The sequence below is a fragment of the Stutzerimonas tianxiuensis genome, from assembly GCF_053470365.1.
This window is the reverse complement of sequence record NZ_JBPVWS010000005.1, coordinates 184,869-210,010: the sequence shown is the minus strand read 5'-3', so window position 1 is coordinate 210,010 and position 25,142 is coordinate 184,869. Positions and strand designations below refer to the sequence as shown.

Below are 25,142 nucleotides of genomic sequence, written 5' to 3'. Positions count from 1 at the left end.
AGACGCCCGCACTCCACTGCGAACTGGACAGCCGGCCTTATCCCCCTGGGTTCAAAAGCGATAGCCCACACTTAGCTGAATATCTTCTTCTGGCGCTGGGTACAAAGCCTTGTTGCCTGCTTGCCAGCTGTTGTAAACGGCGTAGCTGTCGTAGCGCTTTCCAGTCAGGTTATTGATGCGAAGTTTGGCGTTGAGGTTTCGGTATTCGTACCGGATAGCGGCATTGAACAACGTATAACCACCCTCCTTTGGTAGCGCCAGGCCGTCATCGCTGGCTAAGTAACGCGGGCCTGTATAGATGGCCTCAAGATATCCGTGAAGATTAGCAATGATCTGGTAGTCCAGATGCATGGCGGCACTGTGGCGTGATACCCAGGGGATTTCATTGCCCTTGTTGGCACCTGCACGCAGCTCCGTATCGGTAAAACTGTATTGGCCTCCGACGCGAAGTCGATCGGTCAGTTTACGCTCAGCCTCGATCAGCAGGCCTTCGCGCCGAGTCTGGTTCAAGTTTACATTAGCGCCCCAGCCACCAAAGGCATAAGGCGCGAAGAGCAACTCATCGTCGAGATCGAGCCGGTAGAGGCTGGCCTGGTAGAGTTGGGTGGCGTCTTGCCAGGCGATTCCCGCTTCCCATGACTCGCCCGTCTGTGGTTTGAGAAATTCGATGCCAGGCTCGACGAGCGCGTTTTCGTTGACGTTGGCCCAGCGCAGAACTTCCTCGCGTTTAATGAATGCGTGAGTCTGGTCAGTCACCTGCCAGCTCAGCGCTACGCTCGAGCTGTCTTCGCTGTCGCTGCGCGTACGGCCGTTGTGTCTGTCATTCACTTCACTGATGCGATAGCCGAGGCTTAGAGTCAGGCGATCGGTTAGCGGTTGGTTGACTTGCGTGTACCAGTCTCGCTGCGTTTGCTCGGCGTCGCTGCTTAGCGTCGGGTAGAACGCATACGCTGCCTGGTAATCAGCCTTCAGGTAATCGAAGCCCAACAGCCACTCGCCGCGGCCTGACGTACTGTCCCAATTGGCGGTGAGGCGAGGGCTGATGGTTTCGACGCGGGTCCGTTCTGTGAACGGACTACCTGAAATCAGGCCCGCCCCATCGCTGTCTCTGATGCTGTAGTCCAGGTTCGCGGTCCAATGGCGACCTAACGCCTGTTCGCCCGCAAAGCGATGCACGTCCGTCTTGCTGTTGTTCCATTCGTTCGAGGTGCTTGCTCTGCGGTCGGCGCGGCGTTGCGCGATGGTGAGGCTGCGCGGGTAGAGCAGCTCATCGTCGATGTTCTGGTATTCGTACAGAAGCCAGCCGCTGTCATGGTCATAGCGGAGGCGTCCGAACAGGTCGCGGTAGCTGGCGTCGTTGTGGTCGCGATAGTTGTCCGTATTCCGGGTCTCGCCGGTGATATATGCGGAAAGACCGCCCCAGAGCGCTTGAGACACATGGCCACGGTACGCCTCCAAGTCGTGACTGCCTTGAGTGGTTTCGATATAGGCTTCGTTGCCCGATGGGCGACGGGTAATGATGTTGACCACCCCACCGACAGCCTGGTCGCCGTATAGGACTGTTCCGGCGCCGCGCAAGATCTCGATCCGCTCGATGTTTGCAAGCGGTACGCTATTCAGGTCCGGGCCGCTGAGACTTGGATTGTTCAGCCTCCGGCCGTCGACCAGAACCAGCACGTTGTTCACCGCGTTGTCCCCGAAACCACGCAGGCTGATGGAGGCATGGTTGCCGTCACCGAGCGTGTCACGGATCTGGATACCAGCTTTCCCGTTCAGCACCTCTATCAGGCTACTGGCTGCACTCCGCTCGATTTCGTTCCTGTCGATCACTCGAGTGCTGGCCGGAGCAGGCTTTTCCAGGGCAGTCGCTCGGGTGATGACCATTGGAGGAGCTTGGTAAGGCTCCAGGGCGGCAGCAATGCTCGGCAGCAGCGCCACGGCCAAGGCAAGACGGGTCAGTTTCATCAGGTTCGATCCTCAAAAGTTCAGCGCTTTTGAGAAGGGCAGGAACAAGGGCGGAATGACGAGCAGCCGCGCTTGACGGTGCTGCCCTCCGCAACACCAGTCGAATCCGTCAGGCCGGTCTCCGGGCTTTCGACACGCACCGTGCTCGCCTTCCCGTGACGTGCACAGTGGCGGTTGAGCGGGCGGTGATCCTCTGATCACGGTCGATTACCGTTGCGGGGGCAGCGCCGGCCTTGCTCTTCGAGCGCACCGGCTTCCCGTTTAATGCGGACCAGGAGGTCGCGCACACCTGGGCGGATTGGAAATCGCGCGAACCTTACGGCCTGGGCTGGGGAAAGACAAGCGAATGAATGACGCGCCTCAATGCAAACGTTTCGACGGTCAGAATTGGTCAATTGGATCTTGATGTGGCGCATGGTGCGCTAGGTCGACCTGCCAAGCCGGCTGTAGAAGCCCAGCGCGAATCATGCTGTCCTCGATCCGCCGAGCATGGGGCGGATCGAGATGACGCTACTTTCGCGGTGTGGCGAGCCGTCTCGCTGCTACCTGCGGTGGCGTTGGACCTTACGATCGGCTGTGCAAGTCTGCCAGGCGCGCCCGAACTGCGGCTTCGATACCGGCGGCGTCCAGTCCGCACTCCTTGATCATCTCGGTGGGTTTGGCATGTTCGACATAATAGTCGGGCAGGCCCAGATGAAGGATCGGTGTGCTCAGGTTCTGCGAAGCGAGGAACTCGCCGACCGCGCTGCCAGCACCGCCCATGATGCTGTTCTCCTCGATGGTCACCAGTAGGTCGTGGCTGTCGGCCATCTGGCGAACCATCGCCTCGTCCAGGGGTTTGACGAAACGCATGTCGACGACGGTTGCGTCCAGGGCTTCGGCAACCTGCATGGCTTCCGGCAGTTGCACACCGAACACCAGCAAAGCGACCTGCTTACCTTCGCGACGCACCACTGCCTTGCCGATTTCCAGCGGTTCGAGGCCCGGTTCCAACCTTGCGTTCGGGCCGGTACCACGCGGATATCGCACGGCGGCGGGACCTTCGAAGTGATAGCCGGTGGTGAGCATCCGGCGCATCTCGTTCTCATCGCTTGGGGTCATCACCAGCATGCAGGGGATGCAACGCAGATAGGTCAGGTCGAAGCTGCCCGCGTGGGTCGGACCGTCCTCGCCAACCAAACCGGCGCGGTCGATGGCGAAGAGTACGTCGAGGTTTTGCACCGCGACGTCATGAATCAGCTGGTCGTAGGCACGCTGCAGGAAGGTCGAATAGATCGCCACCACTGGCTTGGCGCCTTCGCAGGCCATGCCGGCAGCGAGGGTAACTGCATGCTGTTCGGCAATGGCGACATCGAAGTAGCGGTCAGGGTAGCGCTCGCTGAAATCGACCAGGTCGGAGCCTTCTTTCATCGCCGGGGTGATACCCATCAGGCGCGGGTCTGCCGCAGCCATATCGCACAGCCACTGGCCGAACACATTGGAATATTTGGGACCGCTGGGTTTCTTCGGCTTGACTGGTGCGCCGATGGGTTCGAGCTTGCTGATCGCGTGCCAGGTGATCGGGTCGACTTCGGCCGGGGCGAAGCCTTTGCCTTTTTTGGTGACCACATGCAGAAACTGCGGGCCGGAGAGGTCGCGCATGTTGCGCAGGGTGCCGATCAGCGTCGGCAGGTCATGGCCGTCGATGGGGCCGATGTAGTTCCAGCCGAGCTCTTCGAACAACGTGCCAGGAACCAGCATGCCCTTGGCATATTCCTCGGTGCGGCGGGCGATTTCCCAGGCGCCGGGCAGGCGCGACAGGACCTTTTTGCTGCCTTCGCGCATGCTCGAGTAGGTGCGGCTGGAGAGGATCTTAGCCAGGTAGTTCGACAGTCCGCCGACGTTGCGCGAAATCGACATGTCGTTGTCGTTGAGTACCACAAGCATGTCCGCACCGACTTCCGGCGCGTGGTTTAGCGCCTCGAAGGCCATCCCGGCCGTGAGCGCGCCGTCGCCGATGACTGCAATCGACTTGCGCTTCTTGCCCTGCATGCGGGCGGCGATGGCCATGCCCAGGGCGGCGCTGATCGAAGTGCTGGAGTGGCCGACGCCAAAGGTGTCGTACTCGCTCTCGCTGCGGCGCGGAAAGGCAGCGAGGCCATCCTTCTGACGCAGACTTTCCATGCGCTCGCGGCGCCCGGTGAGGATTTTGTGCGGATAGGCCTGATGACCGACATCCCAGACCAGGCGGTCTTTCGGCGTGTCGTAGACATAATGCAGGGCAATGGTCAGCTCGATCACGCCAAGGCCAGCACCGAAGTGCCCGCCGGTCCGGCCCACGCTGTAGAGGAGGTCCTGACGCAGTTCGTTGGCGAGTTCTTCGAGTTCCGCTTCGCCTAGGCGGCGCAGCTGCTCGGGCGTAGCCGCGCGATCTAGAACGGGCGTCGCAGGGCGGACCCGAGGAATCTCATGAAACGTCTTGGGCATCGGGCGAATCATTTTGGCTGAAAAAAGAGCCGCAGTTTACCCGATGGTTACAACGATAAGAACGCCTCAAGCATCAACGGTCACCGCTGGGCCGAACAGCCACAGCGGCGAGCAGTTGCGATTTGGCTTTCAGCTGCGGCGTTCGACGATAAAGCAGGCCAGCTGGCGCAGCGGCTCGGCGCTAGTTCCGAGCGGGGCGAGTGCGGCGAGCGCCAGGTCGCGCAGCTCCAGCGCATAAGCCTTGGCACTGTCCATGCCCAGCAGCGCCGGATAGGTGGGTTTGTCGCGCGCGATGTCGGCACCCTGGTGCTTGCCCAGCGTCGCGGTGTCGCTTTCCACGTCGAGGATGTCGTCCTGTACCTGAAAGGCCAGGCCCACGGCTTGCGCGTATTGCTGCAGCGCTGACAACGTTGACGCGTCGGCACGGCCGCTGGCAAGGGCGCCGAGGCGCACGCTGACCTCGATCAGTGCACCGGTCTTGTGCCGGTGCATCAGCTCCAGCGCGGTTCGATCAAGCTTCAGACCCACCGAACCAAGATCGATCGCCTGGCCACCGACCATGCCGGCCGGTCCGGCTGCGCGTGCGAGGCTGGCGACCATCTCCAGGCGCTGTGACGGATCCGCAGGATTATGGGCATCGAGCGCCAGGGCCTCGAACGCCAGGCTCTGCAGGCCGTCTCCGGCGAGAATGGCGCAGGCTTCGTCGAAGGCCTTGTGTGTGGTGGGCTGGCCGCGACGCAGGTCATCGTCATCCATGGCCGGCAGATCGTCATGGACCAGCGAATAGGCATGAATCAGTTCGACAGCACAGGCTGCACCATCTGCCAGCGCAACCTCGCCCTCGAGCGCTTCGCACGAGGCGTAGACCAGGAGCGGGCGGACGCGCTTGCCCCCATTCATCACGCTGTAGCGCATGGCCTGATAGAGACGGTCGAGTTGCGGCCGAGGCGGGGAGAAGAGCGTGTCTAGGCAGCTGTCTACGCGTTGCTGGCAGCGTTTCTGGTAGGCGCCGATCATGCTTCCGGGTCCACCTCGAATGGCGCTTCCTGCAGTTTGCCGTCGCGCTCGAGGAGAATCTGCACCTTCTGCTCAGCCTGGCTCAGTGCAGCCTGGCAATCGCGAGTCAGGCCGATGCCCTGCTCGAAGCAGGTCAGCGAATCCTCCAGCGACAGCTCGCCACTTTCCAGACGCTCGACCAGCTGCTGTAACTCGGCGAGGGATTGTTCGAAATCGAGGGCGACTTTCTTGCGGGCCATGCGGGAACCTGTTCTCTGCGGCTGCTCTGAATCGGGCGCGACACTAGCAGAGCTCTGCGGCAGAAGCCATAAGCCGAGCGGGCTAGATGCCTGTCGGTCAAGGCAGGTACATGGCCTTGAAGTAATAAACCGTCATGACGCTGCCGACCAGAATGACGAACAAACGCAGCCAGGTTGCGGGTAGTTTCTTGCTCAACGCGCCGCCCGCGTAGCCGCCGAGCGTGGTGCCCACCAGCAGGATCGCCAGCTCGTAGCCGCTCACCCGTCCGGCAATCACGAAGGTCGCCGTGGCCACACTGTAGATCACCGCAGAAATCAGATTTTTCAGCGCGTTGGCGCGGACCAGCTGATGGCCTTCGATGGAAAATGCGGCCAATTGCAGGATGCCCATGCCGGCGCCGAAGTAGCCGCCGTAGATCGAGACTAGTCCGTGAGCGGCCAGCGAAGTCGGGGCGTGAGGCGGCACCGCATTGGTGTCCTTGCGGCGCGCCGCGAGCCAGCGGCTCAGCCAGGGACTGGCGGCGAACAGTGCGGTGGCGAGCAATAGCAGCCAGGGGATGAGCAGACTGAAGACGTCATCGCCGCTGGCCAGCAGCAACAGGCCGCCCAGCAAACCCCCGACCAGGCCCGCCAGCAGCAGGGGGATCAGGTAGCGGCCAAGAGGGCGCAACGCCGACCGTGCTGCCCAGGCGGCGGCGAGGCTGGCGGGCCAGAGCGCTACGGCATTCGTCGCGTTGGCGGTCACGGGTGGCAAGCCGGTTGCCAGCAGTGCGGGAAATGAAAAGAAGGTGCCGCCGCCTGCGAGTGCGTTCATGCCTCCCGCAGCAAAGCCGGCGGCGATCAACAGCAGCATATCGAACAGGGGCATTGGAAAGGCTCGCGGCAAAAGAGCCGAAGAGTATCGCTGCCGCTTTGTTGCGCCAAGCATCCCGTTTGCAGCTCTTAGCAGCGACCCGTGCCAGCGAGGCGCCTGCAGGCCGTGTTTTGTTCTCGGATGGAACGGTACGCATGCCAGGTCTCGCTGACCCCGGAATGGCCACGGACGAGAAACTACTGCCTACGGCTGCATATCGTCGCCAGCCAGCGGCGCACTGCTCAGCTCGTTGAGGATGCCGCAGCCGTGCATCGCGCTGTTGCCAGTGCAGCAGCTGCGCAATTCCTGCAACTGACGTTCAAGGGCATGGAGGTTTTCCAGTCGCGTGCGGACACGTTCGAGTTGCTCGTCGATCAGCAGGTTGATGTCTCCGCAGCTGGCATCCGGGTGGGTAGAGAACTCCAGAAGCCGGCGGATATCAGCCAGGCCAATGTCCAGTGCGCGGCAATGGCGAATGAACGTCAGCTGCGCCAGCTGCTTGGATGAATAGGACCGATAGCCATTGGCGCCGCGCTCCGGGGCGGGCATCAAGCCGATCTTTTCGTAATAGCGAATGGTCTCGACGTCGACCTCGGCCGCTGTGCTCAGCTCGCCTATGCGCATCATGGCCTCCTGCTTGTCGGCTTGATTCGGTAAATGGGGCTTGACCCTGGAGTTGCTCCAGGGTGTGCAATGGCTCCGAATATAGTTCAGGAGGACATCCGATGTCGTCGAGATGCTGTGATTCCGGTTGCTCTACCCCGGCGGTCAATCCGGGCTTCCGCAAGGCGTTGTGGGTCGCGCTGGCGATCAATCTGCTCATGTTTGTCGTGGAAATCATCAGCGGGCTTCGTTCCGGCTCGGTTTCCTTGCTGGCCGATGCCATCGACTTTGCAGGCGATGCGGCCAACTACGGGATCACCCTGGTGGTGTTGTCGATGGGGCTGGTCTGGCGATCGCGGGCGGCTATGGTCAAAGGTCTGACGATGCTCGCGTTCGGCGTATTCGTGCTGGCTCGCGCAGGCTGGTCGATTTATGCCGACGTGGTGCCCGAACCGCTGACCATGGGCATCATCGGTGCGCTGGCGTTGATTGCCAATGTCGTTGTGGCGCTGATGCTCTATGCCTTTCGCGAGGGCGATTCGAATATGCGCTCGGTCTGGCTGTGCAGCCGCAACGACGCGATTGGTAACGTCGCTGTAATGATCGCCGCTGCCGGGGTGTTCGGCACTGGCGCCGGCTGGCCTGATCTGGTCGTGGCGCTGGTCATGGCCGGGCTTGCGTTGTCAGCCGGCTTCTCGGTCGTTCGGCAGGCGCGCCAGGAGTTGAAGTCCCACTCAGCGACTCCGGGCGAAGCTGTCTCGACAGACACCAAGGCAGGTTGACGGAGCCAATGATCGAAAGCTGGTCGCCGGTCGTGGCAGGCCGCCCGTGCATGGCCCTAGCTGGCGATGGCAGCGACCAGCGCGATGACGAGTACGGCGATCACTGCCAGGCCTCCGGCGGCCAGTTTGCCGACCGTTTCGGCACTCAAACCGAGGGCCTTGTCTTTCACCTGACTGCCGAACCGGCCGTCGATTCGGTGCAGTCCGTCGACCGGCTGGAACAGGTTGTCAGGCTGTTCATCACTGGCCGGTTCATCAGTCATCTGCCCGCTCCAGGCCTGCTTGGCCATCATCCGGTCGAGCAGGCCGGGCATGAACATGTTGCCGATGATCGCCTGGAACGAGGCGCGCCCCAACCAGAGTTCACGCGGTGCATCGGTCGCGGCGCGCAAAATGGCGCGTGCGGCCACCTCTGGGGTATGGATGGGCGGAACCGGCTGCGGGCGTTTGCCCATCTTGTTACGCGACCAATCGAACTGCGGCGTGTTGTGCGCAGGAAGCTGGACCATGGTCAACCGGACCTTGCTGTTGGTATGGATCAGTTCGCAGCGCAGGGAATCGGTGAAACCTCGGATCGCGAATTTCGCCGCGCAGTAGGCGGATTGCAGCGGAATCGAACGGTAGGACAACGCCGAGCCGACCTGAACAATGGTGCCCCGGTTGCGGGCCTCCATATAGCGTAGCGCCGCCAGCGTGCCGTGAACGAAGCCCAGATAAGTCACCTCGGTGACCCGCTTGAATTCCGCGGCGCTGGTCTTGTTGACCGGCCCGAACACTGTGGCCATGGCGGCATTGACCCAGACCTCGATCGGGCCCAGCTCTGCTTCGATTCGCTCGGCAGCGTGGTCGACCGCTTCGGCATCGGCGACATCGGCTGAAATCGCCAACACCTTCGCCCCCGCCGCTTCCAGCTCTTTGCGTGTGTCGGCCAGGCCCTGCTCACCGCGCGCGATCACCGCCACACGAAAGCCCGCCTGCGCGAACGCATGGGCCGTTGCGCGGCCTACGCCAGCAGTGCCTCCACAGATCACGGCAGTCTGTTCGCGGTCGCTCATCTAAAAGCTCCTTGTCTTTGATGGGTTAGCGCAGCAGCGCGTTCCAGCCCGCATAGCGGTGGCGGATCGGTCCGCGCGGCAGGCTCAGGCCAATGACCAGTACGCCGGCGATCAGGCTGCCAACGGTGGCGGCGAAGCCGGCACCCTCCAGAAAGGACGGAGCGGCGATCAGCCAGGCGCCGATCGGCAGGTTGAGAAAACGTAGCGGGCGCGCCACTTCGGCAAAGGCCAGCACCGAGACGGTGATCAACAATGAGCCCATCAGGTGGTCGCTGTTGGCCATTGACCCTTCGGTGCCGAATATCAGGCGTGTGCACATCAGCCAGACGCCGAGGATGCAGAGCAGCGCAAGGCCCCATGGAGGGTTCACGCCGCGAAGCCCTTTCAGTGCCATGGACGACAGGCTGTTGTCGAAATCTGGTGTGTTGTCCTCGCGCGCGCCTTCCATCGCGTCGCCTTGCCAGAAGGTTTTCCAGAACGGCTTACCACGACTCTTGGCGTCTTTAAGGAATTGCCCCATGGCCACCAGCTCATTCAAGGCGTAAGGCATCATCACCAGCATCGCCAGCGCCTGGACCAAGCAGAGCGTGCACCAGGTGTCGATGAAGATCGGCTGGGCGATGATGAAAAAGATACTCACGGCCCCCAATGGCACCACGACCACGCCAAACCCGGCGACCATCCAGGGCATGGTCCGCCAGCGCCGCGCATCGCCCATCACCGCCATCAACAGCTCAATCATGTAGGCCATGACGCCGATCCCAGCATCGGAGACCGGCCAGGCGCGGGACATGTCGGAAGTGATGATGGTCTCGGTGCCGTTGGGCTCGGTCCCAAAGAACGGATCCCAGGCGCCGGCGGTATGCCCCAACTGATAGCCGGCCAGGTACCGAGCCAGCAGGATGCCGATCACCGCCAGAAAGGCGATGGGCAACCGCTGCAGCCAGGTCGATGGATTGTAGTCCCAGCCCGGCGGCACGGCTGCCTTCTGCATCATGCCGCTCATGCTCATGCCGGGCATCATCGGCACCAGGGTCGAGAAGGCGATCACCAGCCCGCCGACCAGAAGTGCATTGCCGTAGCCGGCGGGCGAGGGCGTCCAGAACAGCAGCGGTGCCAGCATCAGCCAGAGACCCATGACCGTGTTAGCCCATTGCGCCCAGGCGATACGCTTCAGCGAAAGGATCGAAAACAGCACGATCAACGCACCACTGACGACGTCGTTCCAGGTCATCAGCAGCGCGCGGGTGGCGACACTCGGCAGGTCACGTTCGGCCGCCAGTCTCGGCAAGTCCAGATCGGTTGGTGCGATGTTCAGGTAGCCAAAGATGAAGGGGGCGCTAAGCACCCATAGCCCCAGCAGTGCATTGACGAAATGGCACCAGAGCGTGGCGAGCCGGCGTCGCTCCATCATCTGCATGTGTGCGTCCATGCTCATGTCGGATGGCATGGCGCCCTGTCTCAGGTATTCACCTTGATGCTCCACGAATCCCCCGCATGACCGGTCGTTTTGCTGAGATCTGCCCAGGCAGCCAGGAATGTCGCCTCGCTGGCGGCGACAGGCTGCTGTTCAGTTGACCGGAGGGGCTTGGGTGAGTTGCAGAAAAAGCGCCGGGCTTGCGGATCGATGCCGACCGCAGCACTCAGCGTGCTGGCTAGCGCGCAGTGCCCGGTCGGGTTTGATGGCTGTTACTGCTCAGGCTCGGAGCAACTTGGCTCGATGGTAAAGGTCTTGGATGAATCCACCAGGCCGACCTTTTCCAGCGTGCGGCGGCCAATCAGCACCGGGTAATTCATCTTGTCCCGGTCATTTAGCGAGAACTGCTCTTCATACATTTGGCTGCCGAGGCAGACCTTCATCAGCACCACCGGCCGCTCTTCAGCGCCGCCTGCACCACGCACCTTGATGTCGCGGATCAGCGGGCGTTCCAGGCGAGTCCGCACCTGCTTGTCGGTGTTGATGTCTTCGAGCTCGACGGTAAATCGTACCCAGTCTTCGCCATCCTTCTCGAAATGATCGATGTTTTCCGCGTGCATGGAAGAAGTCAGGGCGCCGGTGTCGAGCTTGAATTTCACCGCGACCCTTTCAGGAAGGATCAACCCTTCCTCGACCCAACCGAGCACCTGTGGCGAGTCAGCAAGGCCTGGCGTGCTGCCGAGCGAGAGGGCTGCGGCTGCAAGCATCAAGGTGGCGAAGCGGTTACGGACGGAACCTAGGGGATGACGCATCTGAGACCTCGATCAGCAAAAGCTGTGGTTTCGATAGAGTCGTCTCGTTTGGAACCGTTCACGTTTTTTCATGACGGGAACAGCAAAGTGGCGGGCGAGAGACCGTCAAACAGCGACGACAAACCATTGCTATTTCTCATGGCCTTCATTGAAAAAAACAATCGGACGGCTGCCGCGCCTTGCACTCCATCTTTAGGGTCGCCTGCAATCAGTGCAGTTCGCAGCGACCATTTTTGACCACATAGGAGGCAGTGAATTAGGGAAGCCCAACCTGAGAGGTGAACCATGTTCGTCCATAACAAACGACTTCAATACACCGTGCGAGTAGCCGCTCCGAATCCGGGACTGGCCAACCTGATGCTCGAGCAGTTCGGCGGACCGCAAGGCGAGTTGGCCGCTGCGATGCGCTATTTCGTCCAAGGCGTAGCCGAGGATGACCCAGGCCGCAAAGACATGCTCATGGACATTGCGACCGAAGAGCTCAGCCACCTGGAAGTCATTGGCTCCATCGTTGGCATGCTCAACAAAGGTGCTAAGGGTGAGTTGTCCGAAGGTGTCGAAAAGGAAGCGGATTTGTATCGCTCCCTGACCGGTGGCGGTAACGATTCGCACATCACCTCGCTGCTCTACGGCGGCGGTCCGGCGCTGACCAATTCGGCGGGTGTGCCCTGGACGGCGGCGTATGTCGACTCCATCGGCGAACCAACCGCAGATCTGCGTTCCAACATTGCCGCCGAGGCGCGCGCCAAGATCGTCTACGAGCGTCTGATCAACGTGACCGATGACCCAGGCATTAAGGATGCACTCAAATTTCTGATGACCCGCGAAATTGCGCACCAGAAATCTTTCGAGAAGGCCTTGCACGCGATTCAGCCCAACTTCCCTCAGGGCAAACTGCCGGGTGATCCGCAATTTGCCAACGTCTACTACAACCTTTCGCAGGGTGAAGGCGACTTGCGCGGCCCGTGGAACCAGGGGCCGGAGTGGGAGTTCGTCGAGAACCCAGAGCCGGCTGTAGACGGCGGAGATGGAAAACCCTCCGTCGATCTGAGCAAGGCGCAGCAGAAAGTGGTACAGCAGATGGCGGTGCGGACCCAGTCCGACGTCTCCGTCGATCCGATGACCGGAGCCGATCTCGGTTCGGGAGAGGCAATCAAGAAAGGCAAGAGCTGACGGGCGAACGCTGCCGATTCGTCTGTAATCAGACGCATCGGTAGCGTTCTGTTTGCGGCTTCGTGAGCCGGCCTTTCAGGCCGGCTTTTTCGTGTCGGACGACCCGTTTCCGCCAGGTGAGCAGTGGTGTCGAAGCGTTTCGTCTAACTGCGTGTGCGTGTGCGGATTTGTGGCTCGCATCAGTCCCAACGCTGGGACGGAACCGAAGCGCCACCTGCAGAGCTCTGGCAGCAAAACCCTGGCCAAGCGGCCAGAGCCTGCAGCTGTCTGGTCGGCCGCGCCTGAGCGAGCCGGCTGCCTTCCAGCAGCCTCGCCGTTACGCCTGTTTCACCGAAGCCGAGGCGTCCATTAGCTTGTCCATGGTGATCGGCAGGTCGCGGATGCGCTTGCCGGTGGCGTGGTAGACCGCGTTGGCAATCGCGGCGGGTATCCCGGTGATGCCGATCTCGCCAATGCCGCGCGCGCCGAACTCGTTGAACTTGAAGTCCGGATAGTCGAGCAGGATGACGTCGACATCCGGCTGGTCAGCATGAACCGGCACCAGGTATTCGGCGTAGTTATTGTTCACCGGGCGTGCATCGCGGTGGTCGTAGTCGGTCTGCTCGAAACGCGCCATGCCGATGCCCATGACAATGGCGCCCTCGACCTGGTTGCGCGACGTCAATGCGTTGATGGCGCGGCCGACATCGATGGCGCTGACCACGCGGGAGACGCGCAGGTTGGAGATGCCCGGGTCCCAGCGCACCTCGACGAAATGTGCACCGAACGAGCGGAAGGCATAGGTCTCGGTGGGGGCGCCCTCGGTATGCGCCTCACCGTCGGCACTGGCCAGCTGGCGGGCCTTGAGCACCTCGGCGAAACCGATCGACTTCCCATCGGTGTTCTTCAGCTGACCGTCTTCGAAAGTAAGGTCCTCTGGCTTGGCATCTGGAAAGGCCCCGTTTTCCGACGTCGCATACTCCTTGAGCACCTCGATGGCCTTGCGCCCGGCTGCGGCGATAGCGGGCAGGGTGGTCGCCGTCGCCCAGGAACCGCCGGAGATCGGCCCGGACGGATAGGAAGAGTCACCGAGCTCGACCTCGATCTTCTCAAGCGGCACGCCGGTTACATCACTGACCGCTTGGGCCACGATGGTGTAGGTGCCGGTACCGATGTCTTGGGTTGCACAGGAAGCAAAAGCGGAACCGTCGGCACGCAGCGAAACCCGCGCATCGCAGGGCCGGCGGATCGCCTCCCAGTTGCAGCTCGCCATGCCCCAGCCAATGATTTCATTGCCCTTGCGCATCGAGCCGATTGCTGGATTGCGTTTGGCCCAGCCAAAACGCTCGGCGGCTTGGTCGTAGGCTTCACGAATCTGATTGCTCGACCAGGGCAGTCCCTTGCTCTCGTCAGTGTCGGAGACATTGCGACGGCGGAATTCGAGAGGGTCCATGCCGAGTTGCTCGGCCATCTCGTCCATGGCCGATTCCAGCGCAAACATGCCCGGCGCCGCGCCTGGCGCGCGCATCGAGGTAGGCGTGCCGCGGTTGGTACGCGCCGCTGCGTGGGTCACGCTCAGGTTGTCGCAGCTGTACAGGCCCTGGGTCATCTTTCCGCAAGACTCGACGTAGGTATCGACCTGGTCGACCGTCGACGTGGTGTAGATCGTCTCATGGCGCAGCGAGACCAGTCGCCCAGCATCGTCGGTGCCCAGTCGCATACGCTGGCGCGTCTCGGGTCGATGGCCGGTGGTGGTGAACATTTCCTGGCGCGGTACCACGAGCTGCACCGGGCGACCAATTTCACGGGCAGCTGCCGCCGCGGCAATGGCGTTCGGCCAGGGCCATAACTTGCTGCCGAAGCCCGAGCCGAGAAACGGCGTCAGCACCTCGACCCGATCCGGCGATAGACCAAACACCTTGGCATAGACGTTACGCGCATTCACCACGCCCTGGGTCGTGTCGTACATGGTCAGCTTGCCGTCATTCCAGGCCGCTACGGTGGCGTGCATCTCCATCGGGTTGTGCGTCTCGACCGGCGTGTAGTACGTGGCATCAATGGTTTTGGCCGCGTTCCCGTACGCCTCCTCTGGATTGCCCCGGGTATGGTTGGATTTTTTCTGCATCTTGCTGCCGTTGCGCTCGACAGCTTGGTCAAGATTGGCGATGGCGGCGCTCTTCTGATAATCGACCTTGACCTTGTAGGCGGCTGCACGGGCGTTCTCGAAGGTGTCAGCCACCACCAGCGCGACGAACTGGCCAGCGTAATAGACCTTGTTGTCTTCGAATGGCAGGCGTACCTCGTCGACCTTGTTTTCCTGCGCCATGCTGCTGGGCGTGTGGTACAGCTTCGGGAAGTGGTTGTGATGAAAGATGTCGATCACGCCGGGAGACTGTTTCGCCACGCGGGTATCGATGTTAGTGATTTCGCCGCGGGCGATGGTGCTGAACACGCCGTAGGCATACACCATGCCGGGCAGGTTGTTGTCCGAGGAATACTTGGCGCGGCCGGTCAGCTTCTGGGGGCCGTCGATGCGTGGTTTGGCAGCACCGATGATTTTTTCGCTCATGGTTGCGGTCCTGTATTGGCTGGCTTCATCCGGCGGTGAGGTTGGTCAGCGTGCGCACGATGGCTTGCTGGCCCAGCGGAATCTTGAATGCGTTGTGCTCGTAGCCCTTGGCCCCTTGCATGGCGATGCGCGCAGCCTTCTCGAAGGTGGCAGTGTTAGCCGGTTGCCCTTTGAGGGCCTGCTCGGCTTCCAGGGCGCGCCAGGGTTTGGTCGCGACGCCGCCAAGTGCCAAACGCGCATCACGGATGGTGTTGCCGTCGAGCGCAACGATGACTGCGCTCGAGGCCAGGGCAAACTGGTAAGAGGAGCGATCGCGCAGCTTCAGATAGCCGGACTTCCCGCCCTGCAGCGGCGCATCCAGAGTGACGTGGGTGATCAGCTCATCATCCTTCAGCGCGAACTCTTCCCAGGGCTTGTCGCCCGGTAGCAGGTGAAAGTCTAGAAAGTCGATATCACGTGCCCCATCGGGCCCGACTACGTTGACCTTGGCGCCAATGGCTGCCATGGCCACGCACATGTCGGAGGGATGGCTGGCGATGCACTGATCGCTGGTCCCGAGCACCGCATGCACCGAGCGGTTGTAGCCGCCAATGGCCGAGCAGCCTGAGCCCGGGTCACGCTTGTTGCAGGCCGAGGTGCCGTCACGGAAATAGGGGCAGCGCACCCGTTGCATGACATTGCCGCCGGTAGTCGCCTTGTTGCGCAACTGCGTCGAGGCGCCGGACAGCAGCGCTTCGGACAGCACCCGGTAGCTCTTTTCCACCCGCGGATGGCGCGCCAGCGCGGCGTTGGAAACCATGGCGCCGACCTTGAGTCGTCCGTCATCCAGTTCTTCGACCTGACCGAGTTGCAGCCGATTGACGTCGACCATCAGCTCGGGACGCATGATGTCGAGCTTGACCATATCCAACAGGTTGGTGCCGCCGGCGAGAAACGAGGCATCTTTGCCCCCGGAATAAGTAGCGACTGCCTGCTCGACGCTGTCGGCGCGGCTGTATTCAAAATGGCGCATGGCGATCTCCTAGGCGGGCTTCATCTGCTTGCGCGCCGACTGGATGGCGCTGAGGATGTTCTTGTAGGCACCGCAGCGGCAGATGTTGCCGCTCATGGCCTCACGCACGGAGAGATCGTCCTTGCCCACGCTCGGATCGTTGAGGATGGCCACGGCCGTCATCATCTGGCCCGAGGTGCAGTAGCCGCACTGATAAGCGTCGTGTTCGAGGAAAGCCTGCTGGATGGGATGCATCTGGCCGTCGCGCTCCAGGCCTTCGACCGTGGTGATCTCGTCCCCGTCGTGGGCAATCGCCAGGCTCAGGCAGGAATTGATCGCCTGCCCGTTGACGTGAATGGTGCACGCGCCGCACTGGCCGTGATCGCAGCCTTTCTTGGTGCCGGTCAGATCGAGCTGATGTCGCAGCACGTCGAGCAAGACCATGTTGGCCGCGACATTCAGGGTATGGGGTTTGCCGTTGACCTTGAGCGTGATTCGCTGTTGGCCGGCCGCCGGGCCCGCTTCGCCATCCGCGTGCTGCGCAGCCGGCTCTTCCTTATCGTCATTGACGTACCCGACCCGACCCCAGGCGGGCACCGCTGCCGCCGCCAGGCCGGTCGCCCCGACCGCCTTGAGAAAGGCGCGGCGCGATCTGGATGCGGCATCGGGGTCATGGATCTCGACACCGTTGCGCGGGTTGCTGTCGCGGGCGTCCTGGCCCGGAGGGTTGCGGTTGTCATCGGCCATGGTCTGCCCCATCGCTGGGCTGCCTTGCGGCAGCGGGTTGCTGACTAGCGTTCTTTGCACGCCGTCCTGAGTCCTGCGACGGTTGTGCCGGCAGGGTTGCGATCCAACCGTTTGGACTGCCATAGGTCGGCAAGCGTTTCAGGGACGTGGGTGCGCTGGGGATGGGAGTGAAGTCAGCCGAGCGGGGGCAGACCACAACAGACCTTGCTATAAGGACCAGAAGCCCCGGCATCAGCGGGCAGAGCTTCGGCTGTTGACGTTGCAAACGGGGTGCCGCCGTTCGTCGATTTTGAAACCGTGTGCGGCTTGGCCGGCCCTACGGCAGCCCCGTCGGGCCTAGGATCGTCGGCGTTAAGGTTGTTTGCCGTCTTTGACGGGTCACCGCCGGCTGAGCAGGGGGACCACGACATTCGAACTGGGACGGCCCAGCGCTTCGCTGATCGCACCGCTCAGCGCCTGCTGTGTAAAAGGCTTGGCCAGCGTGTGCAGCAGGCGACCTTCCTCAGACAGATCTGCATAGCCGCTGACCAACAGGATTGGCAGGGCGGGGTGCTCGGCTTTAACGGTCTTTGCCAGTTGGGTTCCGGTCATCCCAGGCATCATCTGGTCGGTAATCAGAATATCGAAGGGCTGGGCTTGGCGTAGCGCGTCGAGTGCCGCGTCGCCACTGCTGACAGCAGTCACTCGATGCCCCAGATCCTCAAGCAGTGCAACCGTGTTGTCCAACACGAGTGGATCGTCGTCGACTACGAGAATCGTCAAGTTTGATAGCGATAGAGTAGTCAGCTCACTGTCATCGACTGCTGCGGGAGCGGCTGTTCTGGCAGACACGCCCAGGGGCAGCCAAAGCTCGATGGTAGTGCCCACGCCCGCACTGCTGGTGATTTCCATTAGGCCGCCGGACTGCTCGGCCAGCCCATGCGCCATCGACAGACCCAGGCCGGTGCCTTTACCGGGGCCTTTGGTGGTAAAGAAAGGTTCGGTTGCGCGGGCTAATGTTTCCGGATTCATGCCGGTGCCGTTGTCATTCACGATCAGTGCGACAAACTCCTGGGCCCGTTGTCCGGCGGACTCCAGCGCTCGCAGCTGCCCTTCGATGCAGATCAGGCCGCCTTCCGGCATCGCGTCCCGGGCATTGACGACCAGGTTGATCAACACCATTTCGAGCTGATTTGCGTCAACGTAGGCCGGAGGCAGACTGAGCGGAAACCGCGTGTCGATGGTGATGCCGGTTCCGACTGAACGTTGCAGCAGCTCACGCATGTTCAGTACCAGGTCCGGCAGTTCGACTGAACTGGGGTTCAACTCCTGCTTGCGTGCAAAGGCCAGCATGCGTTGAACCAGACTTGCGCCACGTTGGGTAGCCAGCAACGCGTTATCGATCAAGGTACTTGCCCGGGCCGGGTCGTGCGGCAACCGCTTGCGCAGCAGTTCGAGATTTCCGCTCACCACCGCGAGCAGGTTGTTGAAGTCATGTGCGATACCGCCAGTCAGCTTGCCGATGGCTTCCATCTTCTGAGCCTGGCGAAGGGCGGCCTCGGCGTTACGGCGCTCGGTGATGTTTACCAGCCCACCAATGATGAGTGCGCCTTGGATGGTCTTCTCCAGGCGAGTGGAAGCCAGTACATCGATGAAGACACCGGCCCTTGCGACCAAGCGGTACTCGGCGTTCAGGCATTCGCCAGTACCCAGTAGTACGGGCCAGTCCTGATCCAGCATTTGTCGCGCCGAGCGCTCGGTCATGAAGTTGATCAGTGGGCGGCCGATCACGTCCTCACGGCGATAGCCCATCAATATGAGCCATGCATCGCTGACCGATTCCAATCGGCCCTGGTCATCCAGCGAATGCAGCGGCAACGGAGTTTTGCTGTACAGCTCCCGGAAGCGCTCTTCGCTCTGGCGCAATGCAGCTGCTTCGTGATCGCTGATAATCGCCATGCGTCTGTCGTACATGGAGGCGGTAAGACCCAGAAACAGCACGACGAATGTTGAGCCGGCCACCGCTAGCGCCAGTGTCAGTAGATCCAGATTGCTGGACGGGGCCGGCATCGCATCGTCCATGGGCGTGAAGTTCGCGCCAATCATCGCCGAGTAATGCATGCCCGCCACGGCAAAACCCATGGCAACGGCTGACCCAGCCTGCAACAGAAAGCGCCGACTTTGTGCCGAAAGCCAGAGAGATGTGGTTGCTGCGCCAATGGCAATGGCGAACGAAATGCCAACCCAAAGCGGGTCGTAGGTCAGTTCGGCGTGCATCGTCATGGCAGCCATGCCCATGTAATGCATGGCCCCGATCCCGATCCCCATGAGCAGCCCGCCGACGACGAGCGTCTTGCTTCCAGGCCCGCGGATGTTTACTGCGAAAAAGCCGATAGCGGTTACCACAATCGGCACGGCCAGCGACCAGAGCGTGAGCGCCAGGTCGTACTTGATTTCCATACCAGGCATGCCGAACGCGAGCATCCCGACAAAATGCATCGACCAGACGCTGCCGCCCATGCATACGGCCGCCGCACACAGCCAGGCGTGCTTCATCCAGTTCTCTGCCGCGCGTGCCCGGCTGGCCAAGTCCAGGGCCGTAAAGGAACCGGCGATGGAGATCAGGATGGAGAGGCACACCATTGCGGTGTTGTAGGTGGCAGGCATCGTTGAATCCGCTAGACGTTGATGGCAATCGCCCTGTTTAGTAGACGAGTCACAACTGGTGTCAGGGTTCCCGGTCGCGGTGGAGTTTCCGGAGAATTGTGATCTGCCTCGCGGCTGAAGCTTAGCAGGAGGCGGACATGTCTACGGCCTACGCTATCCGCCGGGTCTGAGAGCGGCTGTGTCTGTTGACTAGAAATATGCAGGCAATAAAAAAGCCGGCTTGTGGCCGGCTTTTCTTCAGTGCTTCGGCTTACTTCTGGTAAGCCTCGGCAGCTTTCATGATGGCTGCGCGAGCGGCGTCGGCGCCTTCCCAGCCTTCGACCTTGACCCACTTGCCCTTCTCGAGATCCTTATAGTTCTCGAAGAAGTGCTTGATCTGCTCGATCAGCAGCGGCGGCAGGTCGGTGTATTCCTTGATGTCTGTGTAGAGCTGGGTCAGCTTGTCGTGCGGGACGGCGATCAGCTTGGCGTCGCCGCCGGCTTCGTCGGTCATGTTCAGCACGCCGACCGGACGGCAGCGGATAACCGAGCCCGGCGCAACCGGATAGGGGGTTACAACCAGTACGTCGAGCGGGTCGCCGTCGTCAGCCAGAGTGTGCGGGATGAAGCCGTAGTTGGCCGGGTAGAACATCGGCGTAGCCATGAAGCGGTCGACGAACAGGCAGTCAGTGTCGTGATCGATTTCGTATTTGATCGGCGCGTGGTTGGCCGGGATTTCGATGGCGACGTAGATGTCGTTTGGCAGGTCTTTGCCGGCCGGGACTTTGCTGTAGCTCATGAACATTGCTCCGTGGTCGGCCAAGGCGGCCTGGGGCGAAAAAAGTGGGCGCGATTATAGGCGCAGTGTCGGGCGTTTTGCCATGCCGGCGGTGGCGAAGCTCGCTGGTCCGGCAATGCGCGCATTCGACGGTCACAAATCAGTGAGGTTCCGCGTACTGCGGATGGCTGGCTTGCAGTTGCTGCAGGCGTTTCAGCGGGTCCTGTCGATAGAAGGCCGCGAGCTGCCGGTAGACCTCTGGATAGGCCTCGTGCAAGAGATCGGGGGCGCTGAAGAAGTACTCACTGGTGACGGCAAAAAACTCGGCCGGGTTCTCCGCGGCGTAGGGATCGATGGCGGTGTGGGCATGGGGATGGGCGTCCAGCCGGGCGTTGAGGGCGTCGTACGCCTTTTGCATGGCGTGAGCCCAATCCTCGATACGCATGGTGCGGTGCAGCGGGGGCAGGCCGTTGGCGTCGCCGTTGAGCATGTCGAGCTTGTGGGCGAGCTCGTGGATCACCAGGTTGTAGCCTTCCCAGGCGCCGCTTTGCCGGACACCTGGCAGGGCGAGAATCACCGGCCCCTGCAACCAGGCTTCGCCGCTGTGCTCGCCGTCCCACTCGTGCATCACGCCAGTGGAGTCGCGGTGCTTTTGCGGGCTGTGGAAATCGTCGGGGTAGATGACGATTTCATGGAAGCCCTGATACCAGTCCAGATCCGCCAGGTGCAGCAAGGGCAGCTCGGCCTGGGCGGCCAGGCGCAGCCGGTCAGCCGGCTCCAGTTCGACGCCGGGTAGGGCGGTCAATCGTTTGGCATGCAGGAACAGCAGGCTGCGCTCACGTAGACGCTCGGTCTCCTCGGTGCTGAGGCCATCGAGAATCGGCAGGCTGTCGAGCACGCTTTGCCAAAGCGCCGGTTCGATGGCGAGACGGGCGAGGATGCGCTTGCGGCGCCAGTCGCGAAAAGACCACATGAACGAGCTTCCAACCTGGGGGCGATCACCTTAAGCGCGGTGGCGATGGGCAGCAAGCGGGTGGCTCTGGGGTAAGTGCGCCAGTGGCGCGCCTATATGGGCGAAATGGTGCGGTCGCTGGCCTATCGATGCGTTCAGTCGTCAAAGCGGCTGCGGTTGAGTCGCGTGCCGCGGGCAGCAAATCGGCTGCGCATCCTCTGTCGCGACAGGCGATTCATTAACCGAGCAGGAAATTGCCGACCTTCGGCTTGCCGTCATCCAGGCTGAGCATTTCCGCTTCGTCTTTGAGATTCACGCCGGAAAGCTGCCTGCGGCAGGCTTCGCGCATCAAATGAATCAGGCGGTGGGCGGCGAGGTTGTAGCTCAGGCCTTCGAGGCGGATGTTTGAGATGCAGTTGCGGTCGGCATCGGTGCGCCCGACCTTGGGCGCATAGGTGAAGTACAAACCCAGACTGTCCGGCGAGCTCAGGCCGGGGCGTTCGCCGAGCAGCATGACCACCATCTTCGCCTTCAGCCGCTCGCCCACCTCGTCACCAAGCGCGACGCGGCTCTGCCGCACCAGGCTGATCGGCGCAAGGCTCCAGCCGTCTTTCTCGATCTGCTCCTCGATTCGCTGTAGCAGCGGCAGGGCGTGGCGCTGTACGGCGAGCGCCGAAAGCCCGTCGGCAATGACGATGGCCAAGTCATAGCCCGCCCCATGTTGCTGCGCGTGGGCGTCTACCCGCTCGGCCGACTCGTCGCTTAATCGCCGTCCCAGGTCTGGCCGTTGCAGATAGATGTCGCGGTCCGGTGCGGCGCTGTGCAGCTGCAGGACGCGATGGCCGCGTTGTTCCAGCTGCATGGCCAGAGTTTCGGTGTCCAGAGTGAGGTGTACGGCGTCGCGGGCCTGGGCGTGGGCGAACTGGAAGTCCAGTTGAGCCTCAGTGGGCAAGCTGGCGCCGGCTCGGCCCAGTGCGATCCGTGCCGGGGTGTGTTGACGCAGGTGCGCCCAGGGATTGGTGATCGCGGTGGGTGCTGGAGGTTGGCGGCTCATGGAGCACTCCTTGGAGAGGGTCGACCAGTGCACGCGACACGGGACTTCATGTCATGCGCTCCAGCGCCTGGCGGAACGCAGGTGGGAGCTGGCTGCCCATCTGCAAGCGGCCGCCGTCCTGGCGCAGGATCTCCATCTTCGCTAGCCATTCCTCGAACTCTGGCGCCGGACGGAGGCCGAGGCTCTGACGCAGGTAGAGTGCATCGTGGAAGGAGGTGGTCTGGTAGTTGAGCATCACGTCGTCGGAGCCGGGGATGCCCATGATGAAGTTGATGCCGGCGGTGCCGAGCAGGGTCAGCAGCACGTCCATGTCGTCCTGATCGGCTTCGGCGTGGTTGGTGTAGCAGATGTCGCAACCCATGGGCACGCCGAGCAGTTTGGCGCAGAAATGGTCTTCGAGCCCGGCGCGAATGATCTGCTTGCCGTTGTAGAGGTATTCCGGGCCGATGAAACCGACCACGGTGTTCACCAGCAGCGGTTTGAATTTACGGGCCACGGCATAAGCGCGCGCTTCGCAGGTTTGCTGGTCGACGCCGTGATGGGCATTGGCCGACAAGGCGCTGCCCTGGCCAGTCTCGAAATACATCAGGTTGTCACCCACCGTGCCGCGCTTCTGCGACAGGCCTGCCTCGTAGCCTTCCTGCAGCAGCGCGAGGTTGATGCCGAAACTGCTGTTAGCCGCTTCGGTGCCGGCGATGGACTGGAACACCAGGTCCAGCGGTGCGCCGCGGTTAATCGCCTCGATAGACGTGGTGACGTGGGTGAGGATGCAGCCTTGGGTGGGGATCTCGTAGCGGCTGATGACCGCGTCGAGCATCTTCAGCAGCTCGCAAATGCCGCTGGTGCTATCCGTAGCCGGGTTGATACCGATGACCGCATCGCCGTTGCCGTACAGCAGCCCGTCGACAATGCTTGCGGCGATGCCGGCGGCTTCGTCTGTGGGATGATTGGGCTGCAGGCGGGTGGACATGCGCCCGCACAGGCCGATGGTGTTGCGAAAGCGCGTCACCACGCGGACCTTTTGCGCCACCAGAATCAGGTCCTGCACGCGCATGATCTTCGATACCGCGGCGACCATCTCCGGCGTCAGCCCTGGCGCCAGGGATTTCAGCACCGCCTCGTCTGCATCGTCCCCGAGCAGCCAGTTGCGGAAGTCGCCCACAGTCAGGTGACTGACCGGGGCGAAGGCTTCGGCGTCGTGACTGTCGATGATCAGCCGCGTGACTTCGTCGGTTTCATAGGGGATCAGCGCTTCCTCGAGAAAGCGCTTGAGCGGGATTTGCGCGAGACACATCTGCGCGGCGACCCGCTCGGCATCGCTGCCCGCCGCGACTTCGGCGAGAAAGTCGCCGGAGCGCGCCGGGCTGGCCTTGGCCATGACCTCGCGCAGGCTGTCGAAGCGCCACTGGGTGCCGCCTACGCTGTGGGTGTATGCCGCCATACCGCCTCCCTTAGCAAGCTGATGAAAACTACCTGCGTTGGCATTCCTGCGTTAAAAGCGGCCTCAACGTACTCATTTACAAAACGTAAACTCCGCCGTTTCGGCCGCTTTCGCCTTGTACTGCCTGCCTCGCTTACGTTTCAACAGCTCGCTAATGCAATGCCGCCTCGGCGTTCTCAATCGCCGCAAATTCCTCTTCCGGCGTACCGGCCACCAGATGGTGCCGGCTGTAGAGAGCGAAGTAGGCGATGAATATGCCGTAAATCACCGCCGCAGCGATTACCACGCGCGGATCGACTAGAAATCCGGCGACCACCGCGATGCAGGCCAGCACCAGCGCCACGCCTGAGGTCAGCACGCCGCCGGGCGTCTTGTAGGGGCGGGGCAGATCCGGCCGGCGCATGCGCAGGACGATGTGCGAGGCCATCATCAGTACATAGGAGATGGTCGCGCCGAACACTGCGACGAGAATCAACAGGTCACCCTGGCCGGTTAGTGACAGCAGGAAACCGATAATGCCGGGGATCACCAATGCCATGACGGGCGCTTTGTTCTTGTTGGTCAGCGACAGCTTGCGCGGCAGGTAGCCAGCCCGCGACAGCGCAAAGATCTGCCGGGAATAGGCGTAGATGATCGAGAAGAAGCTGGCAATCAGCCCGGCCAGGCCGACCAGATTGACGAAGCCGCTCATCCAGGTCGATGAGCCGTAGGCGGTGGTCAGCGCTTCCACCAGCGGGTTGCCGGATTCGACCAGCGTGCTGGAACCCGCGCCGCCAGGGCCAACGAGCAAGATCAGCCCGGCGAACGCGGCCAGAATCAGCATGGCGCCGATCAGCCCGCGCGGCATGTCGCGCTGTGGATTCTTGGTTTCCTCAGCGGCCAGCGGCACGCCTTCGACGGCAAGGAAGAACCAGATCGCATAGGGGATCGCTGCCCAGATTCCCACATAGCCGTAAGGCAGGAAATTGCTGGCGCCAGCGGCCGTGGTCGGTGCGATGTCCAGCAGCTTGTCGACGGAGAAGTGCGGCACCATCGCGACGATGAACACCGCAAGCGCCAGCGCGGCGACTGCCGTGATGATGAACATCAGCTTCAAGGCTTCGCCGACGCCAAAAATGTGGATGCCGATGAAGATGATGTAGAAGGCCAGGTAGATTGCCCAGCCGCCGATACCGAACAGCGACTCGCAGTAGGCACCGATGAATACGGCGATGGCAGCCGGCGCAATGGCGTACTCGATAAGGATCGCAGTGCCGGTGAGAAAACCGCCCAGCGGGCCGAACGCGCTGCGGGCAAAGCCATAACCGCCGCCTGCAGTGGGAATCATCGAGGACAGCTCGGCGAGCGAGAAGCACATGCACAGGTACATGGTCGCCATCAGCAGCGTGGCGATGAACAGACCGCCCCAGCCCCCTTGGGCGAGGCCGAAGTTCCAGCCGGCGTAGTCGCCCGAGATGACGTAGGCGACGCCGAGGCCAACCAGCAGCACCCAACCAGCGGCGCCTTTTTTAAGCTCGCGGTCCTGAAAATAGGTACTGCCAACTGCTTCGAAATCGGTGGCGTGGGTCGCGGGTGTCGCACTGCTGTGTTCGAGAGCCATGGAGGATCATCCTTTGATGGGTTC

At 62.0% G+C, this 25,142-nt stretch carries 20 protein-coding genes and 1 riboswitch; of the genes, 2 read left to right on the top strand and 18 right to left on the bottom strand.

Annotation, left to right across the window (positions count from 1 at the left end; genetic code table 11):
* Positions 1–51 precede the first annotated feature (51 nt).
* From ACSSNI_RS09070 to cadR, 6 genes are all read right to left on the bottom strand, one after another.
* Positions 52–1,965 carry a TonB-dependent receptor gene (locus ACSSNI_RS09070; RefSeq protein WP_234484329.1) on the bottom strand — a complete coding sequence of 638 codons (1,914 nt, stop codon included), beginning with the start codon at positions 1,963–1,965 and terminating at the stop codon, positions 52–54.
* Positions 1,966–2,060: 95 nt separating this feature from the next.
* A riboswitch (cobalamin riboswitch) is annotated at positions 2,061–2,274 on the bottom strand.
* Positions 2,275–2,529: 255 nt separating this feature from the next.
* Positions 2,530–4,431 carry a 1-deoxy-D-xylulose-5-phosphate synthase gene (gene dxs / locus ACSSNI_RS09065; protein ID WP_200636744.1) on the bottom strand — a complete coding sequence of 634 codons (1,902 nt, stop codon included), beginning with the start codon at positions 4,429–4,431 and terminating at the stop codon, positions 2,530–2,532.
* 129 nt (positions 4,432–4,560) lie between these two features.
* Positions 4,561–5,448: a polyprenyl synthetase family protein gene (locus ACSSNI_RS09060; protein WP_200636743.1), complete on the bottom strand. Its 888-nt coding sequence runs from the start codon at positions 5,446–5,448 to the stop codon at positions 4,561–4,563.
* On the bottom strand, positions 5,445–5,687 hold the full coding sequence (locus ACSSNI_RS09055) for an exodeoxyribonuclease VII small subunit (protein ID WP_102837024.1): 243 nt from the start codon (positions 5,685–5,687) through the stop codon (positions 5,445–5,447). The genes ACSSNI_RS09060 and ACSSNI_RS09055 overlap by 4 nt, the downstream gene beginning before the upstream one ends.
* Positions 5,688–5,784: 97 nt before the next feature.
* Complete coding sequence (locus ACSSNI_RS09050; protein ID WP_102837023.1) at positions 5,785–6,555, bottom strand: sulfite exporter TauE/SafE family protein; 771 nt, start codon at positions 6,553–6,555, stop codon at positions 5,785–5,787.
* A 189-nt stretch (positions 6,556–6,744) separates the two neighbouring features.
* The gene (gene cadR / locus ACSSNI_RS09045) at positions 6,745–7,167 is read right to left on the bottom strand and encodes a Cd(II)/Pb(II)-responsive transcriptional regulator (RefSeq protein ID WP_234484328.1); all 423 of its coding nucleotides are present in this window, start codon (positions 7,165–7,167) and stop codon (positions 6,745–6,747) included.
* Positions 7,168–7,265: 98 nt separating this feature from the next.
* On the opposite strand from cadR, the gene ACSSNI_RS09040 reads away from it, so the two are divergent.
* Positions 7,266–7,925 carry a cation efflux transmembrane domain-containing protein gene (locus tag ACSSNI_RS09040; RefSeq protein WP_200636742.1) on the top strand — a complete coding sequence of 220 codons (660 nt, stop codon included), beginning with the start codon at positions 7,266–7,268 and terminating at the stop codon, positions 7,923–7,925.
* A gap of 56 nt (positions 7,926–7,981) precedes the next feature.
* Here the strand turns inward: ACSSNI_RS09040 and ACSSNI_RS09035 are convergent, their stop codons facing one another.
* The 3 genes from ACSSNI_RS09035 to rloA3 all read right to left on the bottom strand — a co-directional run bounded on the left by ACSSNI_RS09035 (position 7,982) and on the right by rloA3 (position 11,209).
* Complete coding sequence (locus ACSSNI_RS09035; RefSeq protein WP_200636741.1) at positions 7,982–8,980, bottom strand: SDR family oxidoreductase; 999 nt, start codon at positions 8,978–8,980, stop codon at positions 7,982–7,984.
* A 25-nt stretch (positions 8,981–9,005) separates the two neighbouring features.
* A complete protein-coding gene (locus tag ACSSNI_RS09030) occupies positions 9,006–10,430 on the bottom strand; it encodes a vitamin K epoxide reductase family protein (RefSeq protein ID WP_234484431.1) in 1,425 nt (474 codons plus the stop codon).
* 239 nt (positions 10,431–10,669) lie between these two features.
* The gene (gene rloA3, locus ACSSNI_RS09025; protein ID WP_200636739.1) at positions 10,670–11,209 is read right to left on the bottom strand and encodes a retropepsin-like aspartic peptidase RloA3; all 540 of its coding nucleotides are present in this window, start codon (positions 11,207–11,209) and stop codon (positions 10,670–10,672) included.
* 285 nt (positions 11,210–11,494) lie between these two features.
* Between rloA3 and ACSSNI_RS09020 the strand changes: the two genes are divergently transcribed.
* A complete protein-coding gene (locus tag ACSSNI_RS09020; protein ID WP_148925233.1) occupies positions 11,495–12,382 on the top strand; it encodes a manganese catalase family protein in 888 nt (295 codons plus the stop codon).
* A gap of 316 nt (positions 12,383–12,698) precedes the next feature.
* Here the strand turns inward: ACSSNI_RS09020 and ACSSNI_RS09015 are convergent, their stop codons facing one another.
* From ACSSNI_RS09015 to eat, 9 genes are all read right to left on the bottom strand, one after another.
* A complete protein-coding gene (locus tag ACSSNI_RS09015; protein ID WP_200636736.1) occupies positions 12,699–14,930 on the bottom strand; it encodes a xanthine dehydrogenase family protein molybdopterin-binding subunit in 2,232 nt (743 codons plus the stop codon).
* A gap of 25 nt (positions 14,931–14,955) precedes the next feature.
* The gene (locus ACSSNI_RS09010; protein ID WP_200636734.1) at positions 14,956–15,942 is read right to left on the bottom strand and encodes an FAD binding domain-containing protein; all 987 of its coding nucleotides are present in this window, start codon (positions 15,940–15,942) and stop codon (positions 14,956–14,958) included.
* Between the two features lie 9 nt (positions 15,943–15,951).
* Entirely contained in the window at positions 15,952–16,728 is a 777-nt protein-coding gene (locus ACSSNI_RS09005; protein ID WP_448259142.1) for a (2Fe-2S)-binding protein, read from the bottom strand.
* Positions 16,729–17,046: 318 nt separating this feature from the next.
* Positions 17,047–19,314, bottom strand: coding sequence for an MHYT domain-containing protein (locus tag ACSSNI_RS09000; protein ID WP_200636730.1), 2,268 nt, complete (start codon positions 19,312–19,314; stop codon positions 17,047–17,049).
* Positions 19,315–19,564: 250 nt separating this feature from the next.
* Positions 19,565–20,092 (bottom strand): inorganic diphosphatase, encoded by a 528-nt coding sequence (gene ppa / locus ACSSNI_RS08995; protein ID WP_102837015.1) that lies wholly within the window; start codon positions 20,090–20,092, stop codon positions 19,565–19,567.
* Between the two features lie 139 nt (positions 20,093–20,231).
* A complete protein-coding gene (locus ACSSNI_RS08990) occupies positions 20,232–21,044 on the bottom strand; it encodes a M90 family metallopeptidase (protein ID WP_200636728.1) in 813 nt (270 codons plus the stop codon).
* A 217-nt stretch (positions 21,045–21,261) separates the two neighbouring features.
* The gene (eutC, locus tag ACSSNI_RS08985) at positions 21,262–22,077 is read right to left on the bottom strand and encodes an ethanolamine ammonia-lyase subunit EutC (protein ID WP_200636726.1); all 816 of its coding nucleotides are present in this window, start codon (positions 22,075–22,077) and stop codon (positions 21,262–21,264) included.
* A 46-nt stretch (positions 22,078–22,123) separates the two neighbouring features.
* Positions 22,124–23,518, bottom strand: coding sequence for an ethanolamine ammonia-lyase subunit EutB (locus tag ACSSNI_RS08980; protein ID WP_200636724.1), 1,395 nt, complete (start codon positions 23,516–23,518; stop codon positions 22,124–22,126).
* A gap of 151 nt (positions 23,519–23,669) precedes the next feature.
* On the bottom strand, positions 23,670–25,118 hold the full coding sequence (gene eat / locus ACSSNI_RS08975) for an ethanolamine permease (protein WP_200636722.1): 1,449 nt from the start codon (positions 25,116–25,118) through the stop codon (positions 23,670–23,672).
* Positions 25,119–25,142 lie beyond the last annotated feature (24 nt).

Excerpts from the sequence above, each read along its gene's own strand:
- eat (WP_200636722.1), bottom strand. The coding sequence starts at position 25,118 with ATGGCTCTCGAACACAGCAGTGCGACACCCGCGACCCACGCCACCGAT.
- rloA3 (WP_200636739.1), bottom strand. The coding sequence starts at position 11,209 with ATGCGTCATCCCCTAGGTTCCGTCCGTAACCGCTTCGCCACCTTGATG.
- dxs (WP_200636744.1), bottom strand. The coding sequence starts at position 4,431 with ATGCCCAAGACGTTTCATGAGATTCCTCGGGTCCGCCCTGCGACGCCC.
- ACSSNI_RS09020 (WP_148925233.1), top strand. The coding sequence starts at position 11,495 with ATGTTCGTCCATAACAAACGACTTCAATACACCGTGCGAGTAGCCGCT.
- ppa (WP_102837015.1), bottom strand. The coding sequence starts at position 20,092 with ATGAGCTACAGCAAAGTCCCGGCCGGCAAAGACCTGCCAAACGACATC.
- ACSSNI_RS08990 (WP_200636728.1), bottom strand. The coding sequence starts at position 21,044 with ATGTGGTCTTTTCGCGACTGGCGCCGCAAGCGCATCCTCGCCCGTCTC.
- ACSSNI_RS09000 (WP_200636730.1), bottom strand. The coding sequence starts at position 19,314 with ATGCCTGCCACCTACAACACCGCAATGGTGTGCCTCTCCATCCTGATC.
- eutC (WP_200636726.1), bottom strand. The coding sequence starts at position 22,077 with ATGAGCCGCCAACCTCCAGCACCCACCGCGATCACCAATCCCTGGGCG.
- ACSSNI_RS09055 (WP_102837024.1), bottom strand. The coding sequence starts at position 5,687 with ATGGCCCGCAAGAAAGTCGCCCTCGATTTCGAACAATCCCTCGCCGAG.
- ACSSNI_RS09030 (WP_234484431.1), bottom strand. The coding sequence starts at position 10,430 with ATGCCATCCGACATGAGCATGGACGCACACATGCAGATGATGGAGCGA.
- ACSSNI_RS09010 (WP_200636734.1), bottom strand. The coding sequence starts at position 15,942 with ATGCGCCATTTTGAATACAGCCGCGCCGACAGCGTCGAGCAGGCAGTC.
- ACSSNI_RS09070 (WP_234484329.1), bottom strand. The coding sequence starts at position 1,965 with ATGAAACTGACCCGTCTTGCCTTGGCCGTGGCGCTGCTGCCGAGCATT.
- ACSSNI_RS09060 (WP_200636743.1), bottom strand. The coding sequence starts at position 5,448 with ATGATCGGCGCCTACCAGAAACGCTGCCAGCAACGCGTAGACAGCTGC.
- cadR (WP_234484328.1), bottom strand. The coding sequence starts at position 7,167 with ATGATGCGCATAGGCGAGCTGAGCACAGCGGCCGAGGTCGACGTCGAG.
- ACSSNI_RS09035 (WP_200636741.1), bottom strand. The coding sequence starts at position 8,980 with ATGAGCGACCGCGAACAGACTGCCGTGATCTGTGGAGGCACTGCTGGC.
- ACSSNI_RS09040 (WP_200636742.1), top strand. The coding sequence starts at position 7,266 with ATGTCGTCGAGATGCTGTGATTCCGGTTGCTCTACCCCGGCGGTCAAT.
- ACSSNI_RS08980 (WP_200636724.1), bottom strand. The coding sequence starts at position 23,518 with ATGGCGGCATACACCCACAGCGTAGGCGGCACCCAGTGGCGCTTCGAC.
- ACSSNI_RS09050 (WP_102837023.1), bottom strand. The coding sequence starts at position 6,555 with ATGCCCCTGTTCGATATGCTGCTGTTGATCGCCGCCGGCTTTGCTGCG.
- ACSSNI_RS09015 (WP_200636736.1), bottom strand. The coding sequence starts at position 14,930 with ATGAGCGAAAAAATCATCGGTGCTGCCAAACCACGCATCGACGGCCCC.